We start from the raw sequence: 22,651 nt of genomic DNA, 5'->3' as shown, positions 1-22,651 counted from the left end.
CGATCGAGCCGCGAGCGGCTTGCAATGTAGGATTCCGGCTGCTTGGCTGGCGCGGCTGGAGCAATCCGGCCGCCCTTTGAACCTGGCAGGGAGCAGACACCGGAATCGCCGCGACGGGTCGTGACTCTTGTGACTCTTCGGTATTTGGATACCGCTGAAATGCCCCGACTCGGGACGTCGACTGCCCGAGCCGCGAGCGCTTCGCCTCAGCGGAAATTGTCGGCGTAGGCCTGGAGCTTGAGCTTGCGTGTCGGCGCCGCGATCACGTGATAGGCGATGCCCTCACGCTCGGCATAAGCGGTCGCGGCCTCGACCGTAGGGAAGCCCAGCCGCAGCTGCGCGCGCGTGTCGCCCGAGCCGGCCCAGCCGGTCAGCGGATCGGCGCGCTGCCGCTCGGCAGGCTCATATTCGAGGATCCAGCGATCGGTCCGCGCGCGGCCGGACTGCATCGCATTCTTGGGGCGCTGGTAGATGCGGGCGGTCTTCATGGGTTCGCTCCTTAGCGCGGCCCCGCGGCGCGCGCATCTGCCTTTTTCGTACGGAGCGTCGGGCCGGCGGCGGCGGGATCGTCGGGCCAGGGGTGCCTGGGATAGCGGCCGCGCATCTCCTTGGCGACCTCGGCCCAGCTTCCTTTCCAGAAGCCCGGCAAGTCGCGCGTCGTCTGGATCGGGCGGCCGGCGGGCGACGTGAGGCTGAGCACCAGCGGCACGCCGCCGACGGTCGGATGCTCGGCGAGCCCGAACAGCGCCTGCACGCGCACCTCGACGGTGGGCCCGCCCTCGGCGGCATAGTCGATCGAATGGCTGGAGCCCGCCGGCGTCTCGAAGCGGGCGGGAGCGATGCGGTCGAGCGCCCTGGTCTCGTCCCAGCCCAGCCGGTTGTGCAGCGCCTGGGCGAGCGCGCCGGGCTCGATCGCGTCGAGCCGGCGCTTGCCCGCGAGCACGGGGGCGAGCCAGTCGTCGAGCTCGGCGAGCAGTGCCTCATCCGACAGCGCGTCGATCCCGGCATAGCGAGCGCGGATGCGGAGCGTATCGCCGCCGTCGCCCCAGGGAAGGATGGCGAGGCCATGCTCGCGCACCGCGTCGAGCAGCGCGGCTTCGATCTCCGCCGGGTTCGCCTGCGAATCATGCCCCGAAGACAGGCGGATCGCGCCGAGACGGCGTTCTCGAAGGGCTTCGATCCGGCCAGTCGCGGGATCGAAGCGGACCGAGCGACGCGTCTCGATGCGATCGGCGAAGAGCCACTCGACGCTCGCCGCATCGATCTGCGCCGCCGAGAGGATGCGCGCGCCTGCGGCCATGCCCTGCGTCTCGGCGACCGCGAGCCATTCGGCGCGTGCGAGCGCCGAGGTCGCGTCGAGCCTGAATCCGCGACCGCCGGTCGAGGCCCAGGTCTCGCCGCTGGCGTCACGCCGCTTCGCCACGCGATCGGGGAAGGCGAGCGCGACGGCGATCGCCACGGCATCGCCATCGGGCGTCGGCTTGGCTTGCGCCGGCGCGAGCCTCGCCCAGCGCTCGGCGAGCTTGCGCCCACCCTCCGCGCGCTGGCCGCGCTCGCTGCGCCAGCGGCGGAGACGCAGTTCGAGGTCGGCGTCGCTGCCGCCCAGCCCGCGCTCGCCGAGCAGCACCGCGACCTGGGCCGCCGTCTCCGCCAGCCCCAGCTCGCCCGCGCGCACCAGCATATGCCCGAGCCGCGGCGGCAGCGGCAGGCCGGCGATCGCCTTGCCGTGCTGCGTCGGGCGACCGTCGGCGTCGACCGCCTCCAGCGCCATGAGCCGCGCCCGCGCCTCGGCGACCGCGGCTGCGGGCGGCGCATCGAGCCAGCGCAGCTCGCGCGGGTCGCTCACGCCCCACAGCGCGCAGTCGAGCGTCAGCGCCGAAAGATCCGCCTCGAGGATTTCGGGCGGGTCGAAGCGCGGCAGCCCGGCAGTCGCCGCGGCTTCCCACAGCCGATAGGCGACGCCCGGCCCCTGGCGCGCGGCACGGCCGGCGCGCTGCGTCACCGCCGCCTGGCTCGCGCGCTCGGTGACCAGCCGCGTCATCCCTGCCGCGCGATCGTAGCGCGGGCGCCGCGCGAGCCCCGAATCGACCACGACGCGGATGCCGTCGAGCGTCAGCGAGGTCTCGGCGATCGAGGTCGCGAGCACCAGCTTGCGCCGCCCTTGCGGATCGGGCGCGATCGCGGCGCGCTGGGCGGCAGGGTCGAGGCTGCCGTGGAGCCGGTGGAGCACGACGCCGCCCAGCCCCTCGAGCCGCCCGGCGGTCCGCTCGATCTCGGCGACGCCGGGGAGGAAGGCGAGCACCCCGCCCTCCGCCTCGCGCAGCGCCTGGCGCACCGCGGCCGCCATCGACTCCTCGATCCGCGCCTCCGCCGCGCGGCCGAGGTGGCGCAGCTCCAAAGGATAGCTCCGCCCCTCGCTCTCGATCACCGGCGCGTCTCCCATCAGCGCCGCGAAGCGCGCGCCGTCGAGCGTCGCCGACATCGCCACCAGCCGCAGCTCGGGCCTGAGCGCCGCCTGCGCGTCGAGCGCGAGCGCGAGGCCGAAGTCCGAATCGAGGCTGCGCTCATGGACTTCATCGAACAACACCGCCGAGACGCCCGACAGCTCGGGATCGGCCTGGATGCGGTTCACGAAGATGCCTTCGGTCACCACCGTCACGCGCGTCGCCGCCGATCGGCGCGTGTCCATCCGCGTCGCATAGCCATAGGTCCTGCCCACCGGCTCGCCCGCCAGCGCCGCCATCCGCTCGGCGGCCGCGCGCGCGGCGAGCCTGCGGGGGGACAAGAGCAGGATCTCACCGGCGCACCAGCCCTCGCCGAGCAGCGCCGGCGCCACCGCCGTCGTCTTGCCCGCGCCGGGAGGTGCCACCAGCACGGCATTGCTCGCTGCGGCCAGCGTGGCGCGGATTTCCGGCAGCACCGCTTCGATCGGTAATCTTGCCGTCACGGGCTGCAACCAAAAGCGCTGCGCTTTGTTTGCCGGACGAACCGGCTCAGCGATTGGAGGGTACGCATGCCAAAGGCTCTGGCACAATTCAGCATCACGCGCACGGGCGAGGATTTCCTCATCACGCTCGAGGACGAGGACGGCGACACGATCGAGTTCACCGCCGACGCGGACCAGCTCGACGAAGTCGTCGATTCGATCGAGGAACAGCTCGAAGCGGCCGACGAGGCGCTGGTCGACGACGAGGAAGACGAGGACGAGGAAGGAGCGGAAGAGGAGGAATAAGCCTCCGACTGCTCAGCGCCTGGGCCGTCCGATCAGGGCGGCCCGGACCTTCCTGTTCCCGAGGTGGCCCGTATGCGCGGCACCCGGCAACACGAACAGTCCGAACCATCGCGGCGTGTTGCGCACGAACAAATTGACGATCGTCACGCCGTCCAGCGCAGGCACGGGATAGGTCAGCATGTCGCTGGGATCGGAGAAGGCGATGATCTGGCGTGGCCGGGCGCCGCCATCGCCGGTGCGGAGCGACCGGGCTGACCCGCCGGCCCATCGCTGCAAAGCCGCCAGCGGGCTCGGCGGCTCATCGGCGGCAAGCGAGCGGAGCTCGGCCCCACCTGCCGCGGACCGGACCTCGTCAATCCCCTGGAGCCGGCCAAGCTCGAGCAGCGAGAATTGGTTGGCCAGGAAATAGAGGTGATCGGTCCGGCCGAGGACGTCGGCGACCGACTCGATCTCGGCGGAATCCATCACGACGAAGCTGCCGAGGCTCTCCGACATCACGACGAAGCTGTCGCCGTCCCCGGCCGCGGTGCGCACGCGATCGAACGCCTGGCTCATCGTCTCGCGGAGATAGCGACGCATCGGCCCGAGCGCGATCACGGCATCCGACAGACCCCAGTTCAGGATTTCCTGCTTGATCCGGCGGTTCAGGAACGCCGCCGCGCCGCCCCGCGGCCGCTTGGCCAGCGTCTCGCGCCCCTTCTCGCCGACCCAGTCGTAATAGGGCGGCTCGGTGCATTCGCACAGTGCGAGGTGCTGCTTGTCGTCGCCCGACAGGTCATGCTCGGGCAGCAGCAGGAAGCGGCACTTGAGCGGGAAGAGCAGCGGCCACCAATTGACCTCGGTGATCGTCACACGCATGTCGGCGCGCGCCAGGAGGAAGCGGCGGAGCAGCGGCCGGCTCGCCTGCCATTCCGCTTCGCTCCAGATGCGCTCGTTGGCGAAACGGGCATTTTCGGGCCATTCCCCGAGGTCCAGCCGCTCGGTCTTCACCGCCCCGTCCTGCCTGAACCCCAGTTCGCGGACGAGCGATGCCGCCAGCCGATCCGCCGCGCCAACGCCTTCGGCTCGCATGCCATGGACATAGACGACATGGACCGGCACGCCGGCATCGATGAGATCGGCGAGCGAGCGCGTCGCCTCGAGCGGTTGCGGACCGGCCTCGGCGACTCCGGCCAGTGCCTGCTGCGCCAGCGCGAACAGCAGGCCCAGCACGAGCAGCAGGACGAAAACGCCAAGAACAACCATCGCGATCCCCCCGATGATCGATGATGCCGCTTCTATATCATGCGCGACTGCCCTAACCTAACGCCGGATAATTCGGATTCGGCAGTCATTCCGGAGATGTTCGATGGCGAATGTTCAGATCCGCTTCCCGCACAACCCTGCGACCAACCAGAAACTCGAACGCGTCCCCAGCAAGGGCGACTATATTGCCAGCCAAACTGCCCTGTTCCATGTCGAAGCGGTGGTCTTCACGCCCGCGGGCGGAGCGATCGATGCGATCGTCTTCGTCACCCAGGACCAGGACGGCAAGCCGGACGAGATCGCAGGGCTGGTGTTGCCCGCGATCTGACGTCGCTCAATAGGCCCGCGCCACCGCGAATTCGACCGCCTCGACCATCGCATCCTTGGCCGCGCCCGAGACGAAGCCGCCGAGCGCGTCGACCGCGCGCTGGCCGTAATGGCGCGCGCGGGCGAGCGTGTCGTCGACCGCCCGGCTCGACTGGACAAGGCGGATCGCCTCGGCGAAATCCTCGTCGCGCGTGCGGCGGCCGGACACGGCTCCCTTCCAGAACGCTCGCTCGGCCTCGTTGCCGCGCGCATAGGCGAGGATGACGGGGAGCGTCATCTTGCCCTCGCGGAAGTCGTCACCGGCATCCTTGCCCATCGTCTCGGCGTTCGAGACATAGTCGATCGCGTCGTCGACCAACTGGAAGGCGATGCCGAGGTTGCGGCCATAGGCATCGAGCGCAAGCTCGTCGGCGTCGCCGCGCTCGGCGACCACCGCGGCGATCCGGCAGGCGGCGGCGAACAGCGCGGCGGTCTTGGCGCCGATGATCTCGAGATAGCGTTCCTCGGAGAGATCGATGCGGCGCGCGGCGGTGAGCTGGTTGACCTCGCCCTCGGCGATGATCGCACTCGCGCCCGAGAGGATCTTGAGCACCTTGAGGCTGCCGTCCTCGACCATCAGCTCGAACGAGCGGCTGAACAGGAAGTCGCCGACGAGCACGCTCGCGGGATTGCCCCAGATGTTGTTGGCGGTGCGGCGACCGCGGCGCAGGTCCGAATTGTCGACGACATCGTCGTGGAGCAGCGTCGCGGTGTGGATGAACTCGACCGCCGCCGCCAACCTATGGTGGCGCGCGCCCGAATAGCCGAGCAGTTGCGAGCTCGCGAGCGTGAGCATCGGCCGCATCCGCTTGCCGCCGCCGGCGATGAGGTGGCCAGCGAGCTCGGGGATCAGCGGGATGTCCGACTGCATCCGGTCGAGGATCACCGCGTTCACGAGGTTCATGTCGTGCGCGACGAGCGCCAGCATCGGGTCCAGCGAAGGCTCGGGGCGCGTGCCCAGGCGATGGATCGTCGCGGTCATCTCATCAAGGGCCTTGGCCTCTGAGCGTCGCAAAGGCAAGCCCAACGCTTGCATGGTCGCGGCTCTCAAGCGAAAGGGAATCGACCCTAGGGAGACCCGCGTGGCCGACGAGACACTCACCCGCTATCGACAGAGCATCGACAATATCGATGCGGCGCTCGTCTTCATGCTCGCCGAACGGTTCAAGGTTACCCAGGCGGTGGGCGCCTACAAGGCGCGGTCGGGCCTGCCGCCCGCCGATCCGGGGCGTGAGGAAGCACAGATCGCGCGGTTGCGCGCGCTGGCGCAGCAGGCCGAGCTCGACCCCGAGTTCAGCGAGAAGTTCCTGCGGTTCATCATCGACGAAGTGATTCGCCACCACGAGCGGATGCAGAACGGAACGAGTTGAGCTCCGCACCGTTGGCCTGGGCAGATTGGGGGAAGGATGAGCGCGGACGACAGGCTGATCTTCACTCCCGACGACGTCGACCTGACGCGCTCGCCGCTGCGCCGGTCGATCGCCGAGCCGACCTTCGTGCTCGGCGCGTTCAATCCGGGGCTGGCGCGGCTGCCGAACGGCAATCTGCTGCTGATGGTGCGCGTGGCGGAAGCGCTCGTCGAGCCGATCGACGGCGATCATGTCCGCACGATCCGCTGGACGCCCGACGGCTATATGCTCGACCGGCATCGGCTCGAGGGCGTCGAGATGAGCGACCCGCGCCAGTTCGCGCTGAAGGGTCGCCATCCGCCGCTGCTCGGGCTTACCTCGCTCTCCTGGCTGCTGCCCGTCGAGATCAGCCGCGACGCGCGCCAGGTCGTGAAAGTCCACTATGACAAGGCGATCGAGCCCTCGGCCTCCTTCCTCGACTATGGCGTCGAGGATGCGCGGATCAGCCTGGTCGGCGGCAGTTGGTGGATGACGGTGTGCGGCGTCTCGGCCGAGCGGCATTGCACCGCGATGTACCGATCGGTGAACGGGCTCGACTATGAGCTGCTCGGCGTGGTGCTCGACCATCAGAACAAGGACATGCTGTTGTTCGAGGGCAAGGTGGGCGGCAAATATATGGCGCTCACCCGGCCGCTCGGCGAAGTCTATTTCGCCCCTCCGCAAGAAAGCGAATGGCTCGGCGGCCCCGCGATCCACTTCGCGCAATCGCCTGACGGGCTCCATTGGAAGCCGCTCGACGCGCCCGGCATCCGCGCGCGCAAGGGCACGACGATCACCGCGCGGATGGGCGGCGGCAGCCAGCCGGTGCTCACGCCCGAGGGCTGGATGCTGATCTACCACGGCGTCGAAAAGCGCGAGGCGGTGGGCATCTACCGCAGCTTCTGGGCGCTGCTCGACAAGGACGAGCCGTGGCGCATCCTGCGGCTCGAGGACCGGGTGCCGCTGCTCGAGGCCAACCCCGCGCTCACCGCGCCGATCGCCGAGCGGCTCTATTTGCCGACCCCCGTGGTCTTCACCACCGGCGTGGCGGATGCGGGCGACCATTATATCGTCGCGTCGGGCGAGGCCGACCTCGCCTGCCGGATCACTTATATCGCGAAGGAGCGATTCCAATGAGCGAGCCGCTCTGGTGGCAATCGGGGGTGATCTACCAGATCTATCCGCGCTCCTTCCAGGATTCGAACGGCGACGGGATCGGCGATTTGAAGGGCGTCGAGGCGCGGCTCGATGATCTCGTCGCGCTGGGGATCGACGCGATCTGGCTCTCGCCGATCTTCCCCAGTCCACAAGCCGACTTCGGCTATGACGTCGCCGATTATTGCGGGATCGATCCACGCTTCGGCAGCCTCGCCGACTTCGATTCGCTGCTCGCCGCGGCGCATGCCAAGGGCCTCATGCTGCTGCTCGACCTGGTGCCCAACCACACGTCGGACGAGCACCCCTGGTTCGTCGAGAGCCGCGCGTCGAAGGACAATCCGAAGCGCGACTGGTATCTCTGGCGCGATCCAGCCGCTGATGGCGGCCCGCCGAACAACTGGATCAGCGACTTCGGCGGATCTGCCTGGGAGCTCGATCCCGTCACCGGGCAATATTATTACCATGCATTCCTGAAGCAGCAGCCCGACCTCAACTGGCGCAACCCCGCCGTGCGTGCGGCGATGCTCGACGTGCTGCGCTTCTGGTTCGAGCGCGGCGTCGACGGCTTCCGGATCGACGTGCTGTGGCACATGATCAAGCACGCCGGCTTCCCCGACAATCCGGTGAACGAGGAATGGCGCGAAGGCTGGCCCGAGTTCATGAAGGTCCACCAGCACCATTCGACCGACCAGCCCGAGGTCCATGGCATCGCCGGCGACATGCGCCGAATCGCCGACGACTATGGCGCGCGCGTCCTGGTCGGCGAGATCTACCTGCCGGTGGAGAAGCTGGTCTCCTATTACGGCACCGAGGCGGCGCCCGGCGTCCACCTGCCCTTCAACTTCCAGCTGATCGGCGCCGACTGGCACGCGCGCAAGATCGCGCACCGGATCGCGAAATACGAAGGCCTGCTGCCACCCGGCGGCTGGCCGAACTGGGTGCTCGGCAACCACGACCGGCCGCGCGTCGCGACGCGCGTCGGGCCCGAGCAGGCGCGCGTCGCGATGGTGCTGCTGCTGACGCTGCGCGGCACGCCCACGCTCTATTACGGTGACGAGCTCGGGCTGGAGGACGTCGCCATACCGCCCGATCTGGTCCAGGACCCGCGCGAACTCAACGAGCCGGGGATCGGCATGGGCCGCGATCCGGTGCGCACCCCGATGCCTTGGGACGCCTCGCCCCAGGCCGGCTTCACCACCGGCACGCCCTGGCTGCCGCTCAACCCCGATTGGGCGACGCGCAACGTCGTCGCCGAACGCGCCGACGCCGGCTCGATGTGGACGCTCACCCGCGAGCTGCTCGCGCTGCGCCGCGCGCATCCCGCGCTGTCGATCGGCAGCTGGCACGCCTATGATGCCGAGGGCGACGTGCTCGCCTATGAGCGGCGCCACCAGGGCGCCTGGCTGCTCGTCGCGCTCAATCTCGGCGGCCGCGAGCAACGGCTGGCGCTGCCGCAGGGAAGGTACAAGCTCCTCCTCTCCACCGCGCATCGGCCGCTCACGATCGAGCACGACGCGCTGGTGCTTGCGCCGGACGAGGGCGTGATCCTCGGATGAAGGTTGCGATGATCGCGCCCGTCGCGTGGCGCACGCCGCCGCGCCACTATGGCCCCTGGGAGCTGGTGACAAGCCTGCTCACCGAAGCGCTGGTCGCACGCGGGATCGACGTCACGCTGTTCGCCACGCGCGATTCGCTCACCGCCGGCACACTCGATGGCGTCGTGCCCCAGGGCTATGAGGAGGACCGCAGCCTCGACGCCAAGGTGTGGGAATATCGCCACCTCAGCCATGCCTTCGCGCGCGCCGGCGATTTCGACCTCATCCACAACCAGGCCGATTTCCCCGCCCATGCCTTCGCGCCGCTGGTCGATACGCCGATGGTCACGACGATCCACGGCTTCTCCTCCGAGCGCATCCTGCCAATGTACAAGCCGTTCGAAGACCGGGTGCATTATGTCGCGATCAGCGACGCCGATCGCCACCCCAACCTCCGCTACGCAGCGACGATCCACCACGGCATCCGCCTCGACGAGTTCGCGTTCGACGACCGCGGCACCGACGATCTGCTGTTCTTCGGCCGCATGCATCCCGACAAGGGCGCCGCCGAGGCGATCGCCGTCGCCCAGGCTACCGGCCGGCGGCTCCACCTCTACGGCATCGTCCAGGACGCAGGCTATTTCGACCGCGAGGTCGCGCCGCACCTCGACGGCGACCGGATCGTCTACCACGGCCCCGTCGGCGGCGAGGATCGCATCCGCGCGCTGGGCCAGGCGCACGTCCTGCTCCACCTCATCAACTTCGACGAACCCTTCGGCCTCTCGGTGATCGAGGCGATGGCGTGCGGCACCCCGGTTATCGCGATTCGCCGCGGCTCGATGCCCGAGCTGATCGACGACGGGGTCACCGGGCTGCTCGTCGGCTCGACCGGCGAAGCGATCGCCGCGCTCGCCCGCATCGAGGGGCTGGATCGCGCCGCCTGCCGCGCCGCGGTGGCCCAGCGCTTCACGGTCGACGCGATGGCCGACCGCTACATCGCGCTTTACAGGCAAATCCTTGGCTAGCGGCTGAGCCGGCTTCCCGGAAATCGCCGTGCCGGGCCTATTTCTTGGGAGTCGTCTCGTTGCCGGCCGCAGCCGGCTCGGCGGCATTGCCTTCCGTCGCATTGCCCGCGGCTTCGTTGCCCGCCGGCGCACCAGCCTCGGCAGCGACCGCCGGATAGGCCAGGTTGGAGCCCTGGCTGTTGAGGTAGGCGATCACGTTCGCGCGCTCCTGCGGATCGGGCAGGCCGGCGAACGTCATCTTGGTGCCTGCGGCGAACTTGCTCGGCTTGGTCAGCCAATGGTCCATCTTGTCGAAGTCCCAATTGCCGCCGACGCCCTTGAGCGCATCGGAGAAGGCGAAGCCTCCCTTACCCTGGCCGATCGGCTCGCCCAGCGTGCCCCAGAGGTTCGGGCCGATGCCGTTGGCGGCGCCCTGCGCGATCGTGTGGCAGGCGGCGCACTTCTTGAAGCTCTCGGCGCCCTTGGCCGGATCGGCCGCGGCGAGGCGGACGGGGAGCGGCGCCACGGCGACCGCACCACCCTCGGTCGCTTCCTCGGCCTCGACCGGATAGCCGAACTTCTCCGGAGGCTCGGCCTTGAACACCATGCCGCTGGCGATCGACAGACCCAACGCCGCAACACCGCCTGCCAGCACCCAACCCACAAAGGTGTTCGTCTTGCTCATCGTCGAAGGCCCCACGAAAAAGTCCGCCCCTTTAGAACCGCCCTCGCCCCGAACGCAAGGCCGCCGCTTGCCCGAGGCGCTTCGGGCCGCTAGCCCGCGCTCCGCATGGAGAATTTCGCCGCACCTGCCCGCCCGATCGTCGCCCGCATGATCGCCGCCGCCGAAGCCGAGCCCAGCCGCGCCGTCGCCTTCCAGGGCGCGCCGGGCGCGAACTCGCATATCGCCGTGACCCAGGCCTTTCCGGACGGGCTGCCGCTCCCCTGCTTCAGCTTCGAGGATGCGATCGATGCCGTCCGCGAAGGCAGCGCCGATTGTGCGCTGATCCCGATCGAGAATTCGCTCCACGGCCGCGTGGCGGACATCCACTTCCTGCTGCCCGAATCGGGGCTGGTGATCACCGGCGAGCATTTCCTGCCGATCCGCTACGCGCTGGTCGGCAGCGGCAGCCTCGGCGAGGTCAGGGAAGCGATGAGCCATCCCCAGGCGCTCGGCCAGTGTCGGATCTGGCTCAAGGGACACGGCATCTCGCCGGTCGCCTATCCCGATACCGCGGGCGCGGCCGCCGTCGTCGCCGAGCTCGGCGACCCGAGCGTGGCGGCGCTGGCCCCGCCGGGCGCGGGCGAGCTCTACGGGCTCCGCCCGCTCGCCGAGGACATCGCCGACGCCGAGCACAATATGACGCGGTTCGTCGTGCTCGCCCGAGAGGCGCCGCCGCTGGCGGGCGTGGGGCCGTTCGTGACGACCTTCATCTTCGAAGTGAAGAACGTGCCCGCGGCGCTCTACAAGGCGCTCGGCGGCTTCGCGACCAACGGCGTCAACATGACCAAGCTCGAGAGCTACCAGCGCGGCGGCACCTTCGCGGCGACCGAGTTCTACGCCGATATCGTCGGCAAGCCGGGCGATCTCGCGGTCGACCGCGCGCTCGACGAGCTGGCGTTCCACACCAAATGGGTACGGCTGCTCGGCACCTATCCCCAGGCGCGCGAGCGGGGCTAAGCCCTTTTCAATCCCTTACCGTCATCCCGGCGGCGGCTGTTGGCACGCGAGCTGTTGACTCCCGCCACGATATGTTGTCTAAATACAATAGATCGAACGGAATAGACGCAACATGCCCGCCATCCACAATCGTATTGCCCTGTTCCGCGCCGAGCGCGGGATGAGTCGGCGCGAGCTGGCCGAGGCAGTAGGCGTAAACCCGCAGACGATCGGCTATCTCGAACGCGGCGACTACAGCCCCAGCCTCGAGCTGGGGATGAAGATCGCGCGGCTGTTCGACGTGCCGGTCGAGCTGGTCTTCTCGTTCGACCCCTTTCCGCCGGTCGGCCTCGCGCTGCGGCGGGCGAACGAGGCCGCCTGAGCGGCATGGAGACGCATATGAAGCATGATCGCCTGATTTCGGCACTGGACGCCGCTGCCGAGCATACCGGCCTCCCCGCAATGGCGCGAGGGCAGGTGCGCCGCCGACACCTTCGCTGGCTGCCGATCGTCGCGCTCGCGCTCTCGTTTGGCGGATGGACGATCAGCCTCGCCAACGCCGGCTGGGGCTTCGCCGGGCAGGTCCTCGTCTATCTCGGGCTCGCCATCGCCGGCTTTCTCCCACTGTTCGGCCCGATCAAGCCCTGGGGCACGCCCGAGCGCGTCGACGAGTTCGATCGGGCAGCGCGGACGCGGGCCTTCCTCGTCGCCTTCGCCACGATGAGCGCAGTCGCGCTGGGCGGCATCTGGCTGCTCATCGCGATGGCGGCGCTCGGCCGCTGGCCGTTGTCGACGCTGATCGTCGAGCTCAACGCGCTCGCGGTAGTGCTGCTGACGCTCTATTCGGCGGTGCCGACGCTCCACGCGAGCTGGGCGACGCGGCCGCTCGCCGAGGACTGATCGCTCAGCCTTCCGCCAGCCACGCCTTCAGCAGCGTGCGCGCGATCGCGAAGCGCGGGGGCGCGAGGAAGGGCGCCGGCTCGCCCGCGAGCGAGGCGCGGACTTCGTCGCGCGTCACCCAGATCACGTCCTCGAGCTCGCTCGTGTCGACGGTGATCGCGTCGCCGTCGGCGGTCGAGGTGCAGCCGATCATCAGCGACGAGGGGAAGGGCCAGGGCTGGCTCGCGACGTAGCGGACGTCGCGCACGCGCACGCCCGCTTCCTCGAAGGTCTCGCGCGCGACGGCTTCCTCGATCGATTCGCCGGGCTCGACGAAGCCGGCGAGCGCCGAATAGCGCCGCTCGGGCCAGCCGCGGCCGCGACCGACGAGCGCGCGGCCCTCATATTCGGCGAGCATGATCACCACCGGATCGGTGCGCGGGAAATGCTCCGCGCCGCAATTGGGGCAGCGGCGCGCCCAGCCGGCCTTGAACGGCGCAGTGGCATGGCCGCAGTTCGCGCAGAAGCGGTGGCGCATGTGCCAGTCGATCAGGCTGCGCGCGCCGGCGTAGAGCGCCGCTTCCTCGGCCTGCATCCGCGCGACTAGGCCCATGATCTCGAGGCTGCGGCCGGTGACGGCGGGCGCGGTGCGGTTCGCGACGGCGAAACGCGGGCAACCCGAATCGAAGCCGAGGAACACCAGGTCGTCGTCGGGCCCCGCCGCGTCGAGCGTGTCCCAGACGAGCAGCCCGGCATCGTCGAGCAACGGATCGAGTCCGGCGAGGCGGAGCAGCCGCGCCGCCGGATCGGCCCTGGCGGCGGCGATCGCGGCATCGTCGGCGCGGACATTGTCGGCGCGGTCGATCGTCGCGCCGGTGAACCAGGGGCCCTTCACCGCGCCGCCCGGATCACAGGCCCAGGTCGGCGGCGAGCGCCTTGTTGAGGTCGGCACGCAGCGGCCAATGTTCGGTCGGCATGTAGTTGACCATCACGTTGCCGCGGAGGCCATTGGCAGCGTCGACCCAGGCGATGGTGCTCGCCGCGCCGCCCCAGCCGTAGGTGCCCGCGCGCGCCACGCCCGGCGCGCCGATGACGTACACCGAGCCGCCGGCACCGAAGCCGAGCTTGCCGCCCAGCGCGACCGTCGCGTTGAGGATGCTGGTATCGGCTCCCTCGGGCAGCAGGTTCGACATCGCCAGCTTCGCGATCTCCGGCTTGAGGACCTGCATGCCGTCGAGCGTGCCATAGTTGGCGAGCATGTGGAGGAAGCGGTCATAGTCGCGCGACGACATGATCAGCCCGGCGCCGCCATAGGGGAAGCTCGGCGGATCGAGCCACACCGAGCTTGCCGCCGGATCGAGCGGAATCCGCGTGCTGCCGGTGTAGAAATAATTGTCGGCGAAGCGGCCGACCTCGCTCGCGGGCACGGTGAAATAGGTCGAGCGCATCTTCAGCGGGTCGAAAATCCGCGTCTGCAGGAATTTGTCGAACGGCATGCCGCTCGCGACTTCGATCACCCGGCCGAGTACGTCGAGCCCGATCGAATAGCTCCATTTGGCTCCCGGCTCGGCGATCAGCGGCAGCGTCGCGACCTGGTTGGCGAAGGCCTCGAGCGTCGCAGGCCGGGCCGAGCGCATCGACGGCTCGAGCCCGCGGCTCACCTGCGCGGGGTTGATGCCGAGCTTGTTGTATTCGTCGAGCAGCGGGCCCTTGGTGATGATCGTATAGCCCAGCCCCGCGGTGTGGGTGAGCAGGTTGCGCACCGTGATCGGCCGGGTTGCCGGGCGGCTCGCGAGCGTCGTGCCGGCGGGATCGTCGAGCACGCGCATGGTCTTGAACGCGGGGATGAAGTCCGAGATCGGCTGGTCGAGCTTGAGCTTGCCGTCCTGGACCAGGATCATCGCGGCGATGCCGGTGATCGGCTTGGTCATCGAATAGACGCGCCACAGGCTGTCGGGGTCCGCGGCGTGCGCGGTGGGCGCAATCCCGACCTTGCCGGCGGCGACGAAGACCGGGTCCGCGTCGCCCTTGCCGATCGCGACGACCATGCCGGGGACCTTGTCGGTCGCGACATAGTCGCTGACCAGCGCCTGCGTCTTCGCGGCGGCGATGCGCTCGGGCGGCCTGGCGGGCGCGGCGACTCCGGTGACGAGCAACAGACCGAGTGCCGGAATTCCGAGCCATTTCATGCGCATGCGATCCTCTCCGCCTGCCGTGCCGCTTTCGCGAAAAGCGTTGGCAGCCCCGCCGAATCGAGCTCGGCGACCGGCCACCATTCGCCTTCCGCCGCCGGTGCATGGCCCGCGACGCGAGCGACCGCAAGCGCGCATTCGAGGCTGAAATGGGTGAAGCCGTGGCTCACGCTTGCGTCGGTCAGCTGCCAGTCGGCGGCGAGCGGCGCGCCGGCGAGGCCGGGGGGCTCGTCGGTCCAGGGACCGGTCGGCAGCGCGCGCATCCCGCCGAGCATGCCCTTGTCGGGCCGGCGGACGAGCAGCACCTGGCCCTGGCGCTCGGCCCAGAAGATCGTGCCGTAGCGCTGCGGGCGGACGGGTTTGGGCGACTTCCTGGGATAGGTCTCGGGATCGCCCTGGGCGAAGGCGCGGCAGTCGGTGCGTAGCGGACACATCGGGCAGACGGGGTTGCGCGGCGTGCAGACCGTCGCGCCGAGATCCATCATCGCCTGGGCGAAGTCGCCGGCGCGAGTGTCGGGGGTGATCGAATCGGCGAGCGCGTGGAGCCGCGGCCTGGCGGCGGGCAGTGCTTCCTCAAGCGCGAACAGCCGTGCGACGACGCGCTCGACATTGCCGTCGACCACCACCGCGCGCTGGCAGAAGGCGATCGCGGCGATCGCGGCCGAGGTATAGGCGCCGATCCCAGGCAGGTCGCGCAGGCCCGCCTCGCTGTCGGGGAGCCTTCCCAGCGAGGCGACGGCGCGGGCACAGGCGAGCATGTTGCGCGCCCGGGCGTAATAGCCGAGCCCCGCCCAGGCGGCCATCACATCGGCGTCGTCGGCGGCGGCCAGCGCGGCGAAGCTCGGCCAGCGCGCGGTGAATCTGTCGAAATAGGGTTTCACCGTCGCGACCTGGGTCTGCTGGAGCATCACTTCGGAGAGCCACACGCGATAGGGGTCGGGCGGGGGCTCGCCCGGCGGCGCGCGCCAGGGCAGGCTGCGGGCGTGGCTGTGATACCAGTGGAGAAGCTTGTCGGCGATGTTGTCGGGCACGCCCCGCCTATGGCATGGGTTGCCTGGAATGACGAAGCCCCCTCGCACCACCACGCGCCGGCCCAAGCCCGAGCCGCAGCGTTCGAACCGCCCGCGCGCGGTCTCCGAGCTGCTGCCCGACGTCGGCCGCGCCGCCTTCCGCAAGTTCGGCTTCGTCCAGCATTCGGTGGTGAGCCGCTGGTGCGAGATCGTCGGCGAACGCTATGCGCGCGTCTCCTCGCCCGAATCGATCAAATTCCCGCAGGGCAAGCGCGCCGAGGGCGTGCTGAGCCTCGTCGTCGCGGGCGCGCATGCCCCGATGATGCAGCATATCGCCCCCGAGATCGTCGAGCGGGTCAACCGGTTCTTCGGCTATGAGGCCGTGGCGAAGGTGCAGATCCGCCAGGGCGTGGTGACGCGCCCCGGCCGCCCGGCCGCCAAGCCCGAGCTCGCGCCGGTGCCCGAGGAGCTGGGCGAGAGCCTGCGCGGCATCGCCGACGCCGAGCTGCGCGAAGTGCTCGAGGCGCTGGCCAAGGGCGTCGCGGCGCAGGGCCTGCCGGTGATCGGAAAGATCGGCTGATGCGCCGGATCCTCGGCTTCGCCGCCGCTGCGCTGCTGCTCCCCGTCGCCGCGCTCGCGATGCATGCGAAGGCGCCCGCCAGGCCGGCGGCGCCGCAGACCAACTGGCTGGGCGTGGTCGCCATCACGCCGCAGGGCGGCGTCCGCCAGGGCAATCCCGATGCGCCGCTCGCGCTCGTCGAATATGGCTCGCGCAGCTGTCCGACCTGCGGGCGCTTCGCCAATGAAGGCGTCGCCGCGTTGCGTGCCAACTATGTCGCGACCGGCAAGGTGAGCTACGAATATCGCGACTTCTGGGTGCACCCGCAGGACCCCGGCCTCTCGGTGCTTGGCCATTGCGTGCCGACCGCGAGCTTCTTCAAGCTATTGGATGCCATGTACGCCGGCCAGGCCGGCTTCAACGCGCGTGCGAACCAGCAGATGGCGACGGTGATCGCCAAGCTGCCCAAGCTCCAGCAGCCCGGCGAATGGGCGCGGCGGCTGGGCTATGTCGAGCTGATGGCCAGGTTCGGCGTGCCCGCGGCCAAGGCCAACCAGTGCCTCGCCAGCCAGGCCGCGCTCGGCGAGCGCGAGCGCCGCGTGCGCGAGGCGGCCGAGTCGGGCGTGCGCTCCACCCCGACCTTCGAGATCAACGGCGTCAAGTTCGATGCCTTCAGCTGGGCCGACCTCGAGCCGGTGCTGAAGGCCAGTGGCGCCTGACCCCCTTTCTTTGGAGTGACGAACCCATGCGTGTTGCCCCCCTCTTCCTGCTGCCGCTGACGCTCCTCGCCGGATGCAATGGCGGCGGCAGCGGCAATTCCACTGCCGCGGTGACCAGCGCCACGCCCGTCGCCGCGGTCGCCCCGCCTGCCGGCAAGACCTGGCTCGACGTCGTGTCCAAGACCTCGGACGGCTATATCCAGGGCAATCCCAACGCGCCGATCAAGTTGCTCGAATATGGCTCGCGCACCTGCCCGGTCTGCGGCCATTTCGCCAACACCGGCGTCGAGCCGCTGCGCGCCAAATACGTCTCGACCGGCAAGGTGAGCTACGAGTTCCGCGAATTCTGGGTCCACCCGCAGGACGCGGCGCCCTCGCTGCTCGGCAATTGCGTGTCGACCGAGGCCTTCTTCCCCGTGCTCGATCAGATGTACGCCCAGCAGACCGAGCTCAACGCCAAGATCGAGCAGGTCTATGCGCAGGTCCAGTCGCTGCAGAAGACGCAGCAGCCGCTCGCCTATGCCGTGGGCCTGGGCTATCTCGACTTCATCAAGCAGCGCGGCGTGCCCGAGGAGAAGGCGCGCCAGTGCCTCACCGATCCGGCCCTGGTGAAGACGATCAACGACCGGATCAACAAGGGCATCGAGAAGGGCGTGAACGGCACGCCGACCTTCTTCATCAACGACAAGAAGGTCGACGACGTCGTCGCCTGGGAGCAGCTCGAGCCGCGCCTCCAGGCGGCGGGCGCGCGCTGACCGGGGCCTGACGAGGGCCGGGATCGACGATGCAGATCAAGCGCCTGAGGCTGACCGGCTTCAAGAGCTTCGTCGATCCCGCCGACCTGCGCATCGAGCCGGGGCTGACCGGTATCGTCGGGCCGAACGGCTGCGGCAAGTCGAACCTGCTCGAGGCGCTGCGCTGGGCGATGGGCGAGAACAGCGCCAAGTCGATGCGCGGCGCGGGCATGGAGGATGTGATCTTCGCCGGCACCGCGACGCGGCCGGCGCGCGACTTCGCCGAAGTCTCGATCCTGACCACCGAATTGGGGGGTGAGACGGGCGAGGACGGCGAGGAAGTCGAAGTTGTCCGCCGGATCGAGCGCGGCGCGGGCTCGGCCTACCGGATCAACGGGCGCGACGTGCGCGCCAAGGACGTGTCGCTGCTCTTCGCCGATTCGGCGACGGGCGCGCATAGCCCCGCGCTGGTCAGCCAGGGGCGGATCGGCGCGATCATCCAGGCCAAGCCCGGCGAGCGCCGCGCGATGCTCGAGGAAGCGGCGGGGATCGCCGGTCTCCACGTCCGCCGCAAGGACGCCGAGGCGCGGCTGCGCGCGACCGAGACCAACCTCCAGCGGCTCGACGAGCTGATCGCCGACCAGGACGCGCGGGCGGCCGCCTTGAAGCGCCAGGCGCGCCAGGCCGAGCGCTACCGCGAGCTTTCGGACAGGATTCGCACTGCCGAGGGCAAGATGATCTTCGCGCGCTGGCGCGACGCTGCCGTCGCCGCCGAGGAGGCGCGCAAGGAAGCGCAGGCCGCCGAGATGACGGTCGCGGCACGCACCGCCTCGCAGGCCGAGGCCGCCGAGCGCCAGCAGGCCGCCGCCGAGCATCTCGCGACGCTGCGCGCCGAAGCGCTGGCGCTGCGCGACCGGGCGAGCGAAGCGATGCACCGGCTGGCGACGCTGCGCAGCGACCGCGCCGGGGTCGAGCGACGGATCAGGGAATTGCACGAAGCGGCAGTGCGGCTCGCCGACGACCGCGGGCGCGAGGATGCGCTCGCGCGCGACGCCGCCGAAGCGCTGGCGCGGCTCGCCGAGGAAAGCGCGTCGCTCGATACGCGGATCGCCGAGGGCACCGGGCGGATGCCGGGGCTCGACGCCGCGCTCGCCGAAGCCGAGCGGCTGGCGCGCGATGCCGAGGTGGCGCTCGCCCAGGCGCTGGCGGCGCAGGCGAGCGAGGCAGCCGAGGCGCGCGTCGCCGAAGCGGCGCTGGCGGCGGCGCGGACGCGAGTCGAGCGCGCGATGCGCGAAGTCGCGCGCGTCGAGGCCGAGCTCCGGGCCGTCGCCGATCCGGCGCCGCTCCATGCCGAGAAGGCGCGTGCGGCCGAGGCGCGGGCCCAGGCGGCGCGGCAGGGCGAGACCGCGCGCACGGGCCTCGCCCGCGCCGATGCCGCCGAGCGTTCGGCGATCGCTTCGCGCGACAAGGCGCAGTCGGCGCGCGCGCTCGCGCATGCCGAGCTGGCCCAGCTCGACAGCGAGGCTGCCGCGCTCACCCGCGCGACGCGCACCGACGGCAAGGATCGGCTGCTCGACAAGCTGCGCGTCGACGCCGGCTACGAGCGCGCGCTCGCCGCAGCGCTGGGTGACGATCTCGAGGCCGGGCTCGATCCGGCGGCCGACCGGCACTGGGCCGGTGCCGAGGCGATGCCGGGCGACCCCGCCGCGGCGTCGGGCACGACTCGGCTTTCGGACCGAGTCGAGGCGCCGCCCGCGCTCGCTCGCCGACTGGCGCAGGTGCTCGTCGCCGAGGCGGACGGCGGACAGCCGCTCGCGGTCGGGCAGCGGCTGGTGACGCTCGCGGGTGTGCTGCGCCGCTGGGACGGCTATGTCGCGCGATCGGGCGGCGCCGCCGCGGCCGAGCGACTCGAGCGCGTCAATCGCCTCCGCGCGATCGAGAAGGCGCGGCCCGCGGCGGTGCGCGCGGTCGAGAGCGCCGATGCGGGCGTCGCAGAAGTCGAGGAAGCGATCGCCGAGGCACGGCGCAACGCCGGCGACTGCCGCAAGCTGCTCGACCATGCCGAGAACACTGGCCGCGAAGCCGCGCGCGCCGAGGACCGCGCCGCCGCGCAGATCGAGCGGCTCGAAGCGCAGCGCGCCGATCTGGAAGCCCGGCGCGGCCGCGTCGCCGCCGAGCAGGACGAAGCGGCGGGCGAACTGTCGCGCGCCGAAGCCGCCAGGACCGCGCTCCCCGACGGCAGCGAGACGCGTGCGCGCGTCGCCGAGCTCTCGGTCCAGGCCGACCAGCGCCGCGCCACCGTCGCCACCGCGCGCGCCGAGCGCGGCGGGCTCGAGCGCGAGATCGTCCAGCAGCGCGAGCGGCTCGCCGCCGCGGGTGCCGAGAGCCGCAGCTGGAAGTCGCGCGCGGGCGAAGCGGCACGGCGCTCGACCGAAATGGAGGCGCGCGCCGCCGCGCTCGCCGAGGAAAGCGATTCGCTCGCCGGCAAGCCCGAAGCGCTCGACCGCGCGATCGCCGAGGCCGAAGCGACGAGCGAGACCGCACGCGTCGATTCGGCCACGGCCCAGGCCGCCGAAGCCGAGGCCGAACGCGTGCTGCGCGGCACCGAGGAAGCGGTGCGCACCACCGGCGAGGCGCTCAGCCAAGCGCGCGAGCATCGCGCGGGCGCTGTCGCGCGCGCCGAGAACCACGACCTCCGCCGCGTCGAGATGGGCCGGCTCTCGGGCGAGCGGTTCGAATGCCCGCCGCCGCTGCTTCCCGAGCGCGCGGGCTTCGCCGCCGAATCGGTCCGCACCCCTCAGGACGAATCGGCCGGGCACGAGCGGCTGATGGCCGAGCGCGAGCGGATCGGCCCGGTGAACCTCGTCGCCGAGAGCGAGCTCGCCGAGCTGACCAGCGCGAGCGAAGCCAATGCGCAGGAGCGCGACGAGCTGTCGCAGGCGGTGAATCGCCTGCGCGGCTCGATCGGCACGCTCAACCGCGAGGGCCGCCAGCGGCTGCTCGCGGCGTTCGAAGCGGTCGACCAGCATTTCCGCCGGCTGTTCACGACGCTGTTCAACGGCGGCCAGGCGCATCTCGCGCTCGTCGATTCGGACGATCCGCTCGAGGCGGGGCTCGAGATCATGGCGCAGCCGCCGGGGAAGAAGCTCCAGTCGCTCACCCTGCTCTCGGGCGGCGAACAGGCGCTGACCGCCGTGGCGCTGATCTTCGCCTTGTTCCTCACCAATCCCGCGCCGATCTGCGTGCTCGACGAAGTCGACGCGCCGCTCGACGATGCGAACATCGAGCGTTTCTGCGACCTGCTCGAAGTGATGACCCAGGATACCCGAACGCGTTACTTGATCGTGACGCACAATGCCGCGACGATGAGCCGCATGCACCGGCTGTTCGGCGTGACGATGGTCGAGCGCGGCGTCAGCCGGCTGGTGAGCGTGGACCTGGGCGGCGCGGAGACCCTGCTCGCCGCCGAATGAGAGGGGGCGACGCAATGGCACGATTGATCATCATCGGCGCGGCGGGGCTGCTGGCCTGCACCCCCGCCACGGCGCAGGACCGCCAGACGGTCGAACAGGCGAAGGACATCGCCGCGCAGCCCGCGCGCGACGTGGGCGCGGTGAAGACGCGCGTCCCGCCGCTGCTGCTCGACGCGCAGCAGGACCCCTATGGCCTCGACGGGCTGCGCTCGTGCGACGATCTCGCCGCGGCGATCCGCGAACTGAACGACGTGCTGGGCCCCGACCTCATGCCCGATCCGGACCCCAGGCGCAGCCGCCGCATCCGCGTGACCGGCGGCACGGTGGCGGGGCTGATCGTCCCCTTCCGCGGCGTCGTCCGCGAAGTCAGCGGCGCGGCCTCCGCCCAGCGCGAGCTCGACTCGGCGACCGACGCGGGAATCGCGCGGCGCGGATTCCTGCGTGGGGTCTATGTCACGCGCAAATGCCGGGCGCCGATCTGAGAGTCTGGTTGGAAATTCGCGAAAGAGCGAGTTTCCAGGGCGGTGCGCCCTGCGCCTGAGGCGCATTTCCAAACAGGCTCCGAGAGCGCCCGTCCGTCGGATCAACTGCGCGGGCGCCCGCTCGTCGTCGGGGTTTTGTCGCGCCAGAAGTCCTGGACGATGTCCCACCCTTCCTGCGCCGTCTCGACGAAGTGGAAAAGGTCGAGGTCGCGGGGCGAAATCACGCCTTCCTCGCACAGCGCCTCGAAGTTGACGACGCGGCTCCAGAATTCCTTGCCGTAGAAAAGCACGGGGATCGGGCTGACCTTGCCGGTCTGGATCAGCGTCAGCAGCTCGAATGCTTCGTCGAAGGTGCCGAAGCCGCCGGGGAACACCGCCACCGCGCGGGCATGGAGCAGGAAGTGCATCTTCCGGAGCGCGAAATAGTGGAACTGCATGCTCAGGCCCGGAGTCACATAGGGGTTGGGGGCCTGTTCGTGCGGGAGGACGATGTTGAGGCCGACCGAATCGGCACCGACGTCGGCCGCGCCGCGGTTCGCCGCTTCCATGATCGAAGGGCCGCCGCCCGAGCAGACGACGAAGTGGCGCTTGCCGCTCGCGTCCTGCGGGAAGTTGCTCGTCATCGCAGCGAGCTCGCGCGCGACGTCGTAATATTTCGACTTGGCGATCAGCCGCTCGGCGATCCGCTTCGACTGGTCGGTGTCGGCCAGCGCGCGCAGCGCCTCCGCCTTGTCGGGCTCGGGGATGCGCGCCGAGCCGTAGAAGACGAAGGTCGAGGCGATATGCGCCTCGTCGAGCAGCAGCTGGGGCTTCAGCAATTCGAGCTGGAAACGCACCGGGCGAAGATCCTCGCGCAGCAGGAAGTCCATGTCCTGGAAGGCGAGGCGGTAGGCCGGATGCTCGGTCTGGGGGGAGCTGGTGATGTCCTTCGCGGTCTCCGCATCCTGCTTGGCCGGGCGGAAGACGCGCGAGGGTACGCGGGTCTCGTCTGTCATTTCGTCGCGCTTAGCCGAAT

23 protein-coding genes are annotated in these 22,651 nt (G+C 70.1%); 14 read left to right on the top strand and 9 right to left on the bottom strand.

All coding sequences use genetic code 11. The features are described 5' to 3' along the window. Positions 1 to 206: 206 nt before the first annotated feature. Both J7495_RS14980 and hrpB read right to left on the bottom strand, forming a co-directional pair. Complete coding sequence (locus J7495_RS14980; RefSeq protein WP_294057492.1) at positions 207 to 488, bottom strand: ETC complex I subunit; 282 nt, start codon at positions 486 to 488, stop codon at positions 207 to 209. Positions 489 to 499: 11 nt separating this feature from the next. Next, positions 500 to 2,947, bottom strand: a complete 2,448-nt coding sequence (gene hrpB, locus J7495_RS14975; protein WP_294057491.1) for an ATP-dependent helicase HrpB — start codon at positions 2,945 to 2,947, stop codon at positions 500 to 502. Positions 2,948 to 3,013: 66 nt separating this feature from the next. Here hrpB and J7495_RS14970 point away from each other — a divergent pair, with 66 nt between their 5' ends. Continuing rightward, positions 3,014 to 3,232, top strand: coding sequence for a hypothetical protein (locus J7495_RS14970; RefSeq protein WP_294057489.1), 219 nt, complete (start codon positions 3,014 to 3,016; stop codon positions 3,230 to 3,232). A 12-nt stretch (positions 3,233 to 3,244) separates the two neighbouring features. Here J7495_RS14970 and J7495_RS14965 read toward each other — a convergent pair whose 3' ends face one another. After that, entirely contained in the window at positions 3,245 to 4,477 is a 1,233-nt protein-coding gene (locus tag J7495_RS14965; RefSeq protein WP_294057488.1) for a hypothetical protein, read from the bottom strand. A 103-nt stretch (positions 4,478 to 4,580) separates the two neighbouring features. Here J7495_RS14965 and J7495_RS14960 point away from each other — a divergent pair, with 103 nt between their 5' ends. Beyond that, positions 4,581 to 4,805 (top strand): hypothetical protein, encoded by a 225-nt coding sequence (locus J7495_RS14960; RefSeq protein ID WP_294057487.1) that lies wholly within the window; start codon positions 4,581 to 4,583, stop codon positions 4,803 to 4,805. Positions 4,806 to 4,811: 6 nt separating this feature from the next. Here J7495_RS14960 and J7495_RS14955 read toward each other — a convergent pair whose 3' ends face one another. Continuing rightward, positions 4,812 to 5,825: a polyprenyl synthetase family protein gene (locus J7495_RS14955; RefSeq protein ID WP_294057486.1), complete on the bottom strand. Its 1,014-nt coding sequence runs from the start codon at positions 5,823 to 5,825 to the stop codon at positions 4,812 to 4,814. A gap of 100 nt (positions 5,826 to 5,925) precedes the next feature. On the opposite strand from J7495_RS14955, the gene J7495_RS14950 reads away from it, so the two are divergent. Genes J7495_RS14950 through J7495_RS14935 form a run of 4 tightly spaced genes read left to right on the top strand, consistent with a single transcriptional unit; the run spans position 5,926 to position 9,949 of the window. Beyond that, positions 5,926 to 6,213: a chorismate mutase gene (locus J7495_RS14950; protein ID WP_294057485.1), complete on the top strand. Its 288-nt coding sequence runs from the start codon at positions 5,926 to 5,928 to the stop codon at positions 6,211 to 6,213. A gap of 36 nt (positions 6,214 to 6,249) precedes the next feature. Next, on the top strand, positions 6,250 to 7,368 hold the full coding sequence (locus J7495_RS14945; protein WP_294057484.1) for a glycosidase: 1,119 nt from the start codon (positions 6,250 to 6,252) through the stop codon (positions 7,366 to 7,368). Continuing rightward, on the top strand, positions 7,365 to 8,945 hold the full coding sequence (locus tag J7495_RS14940) for an alpha-amylase family glycosyl hydrolase (RefSeq protein ID WP_294057483.1): 1,581 nt from the start codon (positions 7,365 to 7,367) through the stop codon (positions 8,943 to 8,945). Before J7495_RS14945 ends, J7495_RS14940 begins: the two co-directional genes overlap by 4 nt. Next, positions 8,942 to 9,949 carry a glycosyltransferase family 4 protein gene (locus J7495_RS14935; protein WP_294057481.1) on the top strand — a complete coding sequence of 336 codons (1,008 nt, stop codon included), beginning with the start codon at positions 8,942 to 8,944 and terminating at the stop codon, positions 9,947 to 9,949. The genes J7495_RS14940 and J7495_RS14935 overlap by 4 nt, the downstream gene beginning before the upstream one ends. A gap of 37 nt (positions 9,950 to 9,986) precedes the next feature. Here the strand turns inward: J7495_RS14935 and J7495_RS14930 are convergent, their stop codons facing one another. Beyond that, positions 9,987 to 10,613: a cytochrome c family protein gene (locus tag J7495_RS14930; protein ID WP_294057479.1), complete on the bottom strand. Its 627-nt coding sequence runs from the start codon at positions 10,611 to 10,613 to the stop codon at positions 9,987 to 9,989. Positions 10,614 to 10,718: 105 nt separating this feature from the next. On the opposite strand from J7495_RS14930, the gene J7495_RS14925 reads away from it, so the two are divergent. From J7495_RS14925 to J7495_RS14915, 3 genes are all read left to right on the top strand, one after another. Further along, positions 10,719 to 11,609, top strand: coding sequence for a prephenate dehydratase (locus J7495_RS14925; RefSeq protein WP_294057477.1), 891 nt, complete (start codon positions 10,719 to 10,721; stop codon positions 11,607 to 11,609). A gap of 112 nt (positions 11,610 to 11,721) precedes the next feature. Continuing rightward, positions 11,722 to 11,970 (top strand): helix-turn-helix transcriptional regulator, encoded by a 249-nt coding sequence (locus J7495_RS14920; RefSeq protein WP_294057476.1) that lies wholly within the window; start codon positions 11,722 to 11,724, stop codon positions 11,968 to 11,970. A gap of 17 nt (positions 11,971 to 11,987) precedes the next feature. Further along, the gene (locus J7495_RS14915) at positions 11,988 to 12,488 is read left to right on the top strand and encodes a hypothetical protein (RefSeq protein WP_294057475.1); all 501 of its coding nucleotides are present in this window, start codon (positions 11,988 to 11,990) and stop codon (positions 12,486 to 12,488) included. A 4-nt stretch (positions 12,489 to 12,492) separates the two neighbouring features. Here the strand turns inward: J7495_RS14915 and nudC are convergent, their stop codons facing one another. The 3 genes from nudC to J7495_RS14900 are packed head-to-tail and all read right to left on the bottom strand — an operon-like array spanning position 12,493 to position 15,690. Continuing rightward, on the bottom strand, positions 12,493 to 13,362 hold the full coding sequence (gene nudC, locus J7495_RS14910; RefSeq protein ID WP_294057567.1) for an NAD(+) diphosphatase: 870 nt from the start codon (positions 13,360 to 13,362) through the stop codon (positions 12,493 to 12,495). 13 nt (positions 13,363 to 13,375) lie between these two features. Then, positions 13,376 to 14,662, bottom strand: a complete 1,287-nt coding sequence (locus J7495_RS14905; protein ID WP_294057474.1) for a serine hydrolase domain-containing protein — start codon at positions 14,660 to 14,662, stop codon at positions 13,376 to 13,378. Next, positions 14,653 to 15,690, bottom strand: coding sequence for an A/G-specific adenine glycosylase (locus J7495_RS14900; RefSeq protein WP_294057472.1), 1,038 nt, complete (start codon positions 15,688 to 15,690; stop codon positions 14,653 to 14,655). Before J7495_RS14900 ends, J7495_RS14905 begins: the two co-directional genes overlap by 10 nt. 28 nt (positions 15,691 to 15,718) lie before the next feature. Here J7495_RS14900 and J7495_RS14895 point away from each other — a divergent pair, with 28 nt between their 5' ends. From J7495_RS14895 to J7495_RS14875, 5 genes are read left to right on the top strand one after another with little or no spacing between them, the layout of a single operon-like run. Further along, complete coding sequence (locus tag J7495_RS14895; RefSeq protein ID WP_294057470.1) at positions 15,719 to 16,249, top strand: DciA family protein; 531 nt, start codon at positions 15,719 to 15,721, stop codon at positions 16,247 to 16,249. Next, positions 16,249 to 16,947 carry a thioredoxin domain-containing protein gene (locus tag J7495_RS14890; RefSeq protein ID WP_294057469.1) on the top strand — a complete coding sequence of 233 codons (699 nt, stop codon included), beginning with the start codon at positions 16,249 to 16,251 and terminating at the stop codon, positions 16,945 to 16,947. Before J7495_RS14895 ends, J7495_RS14890 begins: the two co-directional genes overlap by 1 nt. Positions 16,948 to 16,973: 26 nt before the next feature. Beyond that, positions 16,974 to 17,702: a thioredoxin domain-containing protein gene (locus J7495_RS14885; protein WP_294057467.1), complete on the top strand. Its 729-nt coding sequence runs from the start codon at positions 16,974 to 16,976 to the stop codon at positions 17,700 to 17,702. Positions 17,703 to 17,731: 29 nt separating this feature from the next. Then, the gene (smc, locus tag J7495_RS14880) at positions 17,732 to 21,154 is read left to right on the top strand and encodes a chromosome segregation protein SMC (protein WP_294057466.1); all 3,423 of its coding nucleotides are present in this window, start codon (positions 17,732 to 17,734) and stop codon (positions 21,152 to 21,154) included. A 14-nt stretch (positions 21,155 to 21,168) separates the two neighbouring features. Next, the gene (locus J7495_RS14875) at positions 21,169 to 21,636 is read left to right on the top strand and encodes a hypothetical protein (protein ID WP_294057464.1); all 468 of its coding nucleotides are present in this window, start codon (positions 21,169 to 21,171) and stop codon (positions 21,634 to 21,636) included. Positions 21,637 to 21,737: 101 nt separating this feature from the next. On the opposite strand, the gene J7495_RS14870 is transcribed toward J7495_RS14875, so the two are convergent. Beyond that, the gene (locus J7495_RS14870; RefSeq protein ID WP_294057463.1) at positions 21,738 to 22,631 is read right to left on the bottom strand and encodes an LOG family protein; all 894 of its coding nucleotides are present in this window, start codon (positions 22,629 to 22,631) and stop codon (positions 21,738 to 21,740) included. Between the last annotated feature and the right edge of the window lie 20 nt (positions 22,632 to 22,651).

This window comes from Sphingomonas sp. (genome assembly GCF_017745215.1).
GTDB lineage: Bacteria > Pseudomonadota > Alphaproteobacteria > Sphingomonadales > Sphingomonadaceae > Sphingomonas.
The sequence above is the reverse complement of the archived record's forward strand: the minus strand, read 5'-3'. Positions and strand labels throughout refer to the sequence as shown.

What these genes read in the sequence shown, in the direction of transcription:
- J7495_RS14980 (WP_294057492.1), bottom strand. Translation starts at nt 488, where the DNA reads ATGAAGACCGCCCGCATCTACCAGCGCCCCAAGAATGCGATGCAGTCC.
- J7495_RS14970 (WP_294057489.1), top strand. Translation starts at nt 3,014, where the DNA reads ATGCCAAAGGCTCTGGCACAATTCAGCATCACGCGCACGGGCGAGGAT.
- J7495_RS14965 (WP_294057488.1), bottom strand. Translation starts at nt 4,477, where the DNA reads ATGGTTGTTCTTGGCGTTTTCGTCCTGCTGCTCGTGCTGGGCCTGCTG.
- J7495_RS14960 (WP_294057487.1), top strand. Translation starts at nt 4,581, where the DNA reads ATGGCGAATGTTCAGATCCGCTTCCCGCACAACCCTGCGACCAACCAG.
- J7495_RS14955 (WP_294057486.1), bottom strand. Translation starts at nt 5,825, where the DNA reads ATGACCGCGACGATCCATCGCCTGGGCACGCGCCCCGAGCCTTCGCTG.
- J7495_RS14945 (WP_294057484.1), top strand. Translation starts at nt 6,250, where the DNA reads ATGAGCGCGGACGACAGGCTGATCTTCACTCCCGACGACGTCGACCTG.
- J7495_RS14940 (WP_294057483.1), top strand. Translation starts at nt 7,365, where the DNA reads ATGAGCGAGCCGCTCTGGTGGCAATCGGGGGTGATCTACCAGATCTAT.
- J7495_RS14935 (WP_294057481.1), top strand. Translation starts at nt 8,942, where the DNA reads ATGAAGGTTGCGATGATCGCGCCCGTCGCGTGGCGCACGCCGCCGCGC.
- J7495_RS14930 (WP_294057479.1), bottom strand. Translation starts at nt 10,613, where the DNA reads ATGAGCAAGACGAACACCTTTGTGGGTTGGGTGCTGGCAGGCGGTGTT.
- J7495_RS14925 (WP_294057477.1), top strand. Translation starts at nt 10,719, where the DNA reads ATGGAGAATTTCGCCGCACCTGCCCGCCCGATCGTCGCCCGCATGATC.
- J7495_RS14920 (WP_294057476.1), top strand. Translation starts at nt 11,722, where the DNA reads ATGCCCGCCATCCACAATCGTATTGCCCTGTTCCGCGCCGAGCGCGGG.
- J7495_RS14915 (WP_294057475.1), top strand. Translation starts at nt 11,988, where the DNA reads ATGAAGCATGATCGCCTGATTTCGGCACTGGACGCCGCTGCCGAGCAT.
- J7495_RS14905 (WP_294057474.1), bottom strand. Translation starts at nt 14,662, where the DNA reads ATGCGCATGAAATGGCTCGGAATTCCGGCACTCGGTCTGTTGCTCGTC.
- J7495_RS14895 (WP_294057470.1), top strand. Translation starts at nt 15,719, where the DNA reads ATGACGAAGCCCCCTCGCACCACCACGCGCCGGCCCAAGCCCGAGCCG.
- J7495_RS14890 (WP_294057469.1), top strand. Translation starts at nt 16,249, where the DNA reads ATGCGCCGGATCCTCGGCTTCGCCGCCGCTGCGCTGCTGCTCCCCGTC.
- J7495_RS14885 (WP_294057467.1), top strand. Translation starts at nt 16,974, where the DNA reads ATGCGTGTTGCCCCCCTCTTCCTGCTGCCGCTGACGCTCCTCGCCGGA.
- smc (WP_294057466.1), top strand. Translation starts at nt 17,732, where the DNA reads ATGCAGATCAAGCGCCTGAGGCTGACCGGCTTCAAGAGCTTCGTCGAT.
- J7495_RS14875 (WP_294057464.1), top strand. Translation starts at nt 21,169, where the DNA reads ATGGCACGATTGATCATCATCGGCGCGGCGGGGCTGCTGGCCTGCACC.
- J7495_RS14870 (WP_294057463.1), bottom strand. Translation starts at nt 22,631, where the DNA reads ATGACAGACGAGACCCGCGTACCCTCGCGCGTCTTCCGCCCGGCCAAG.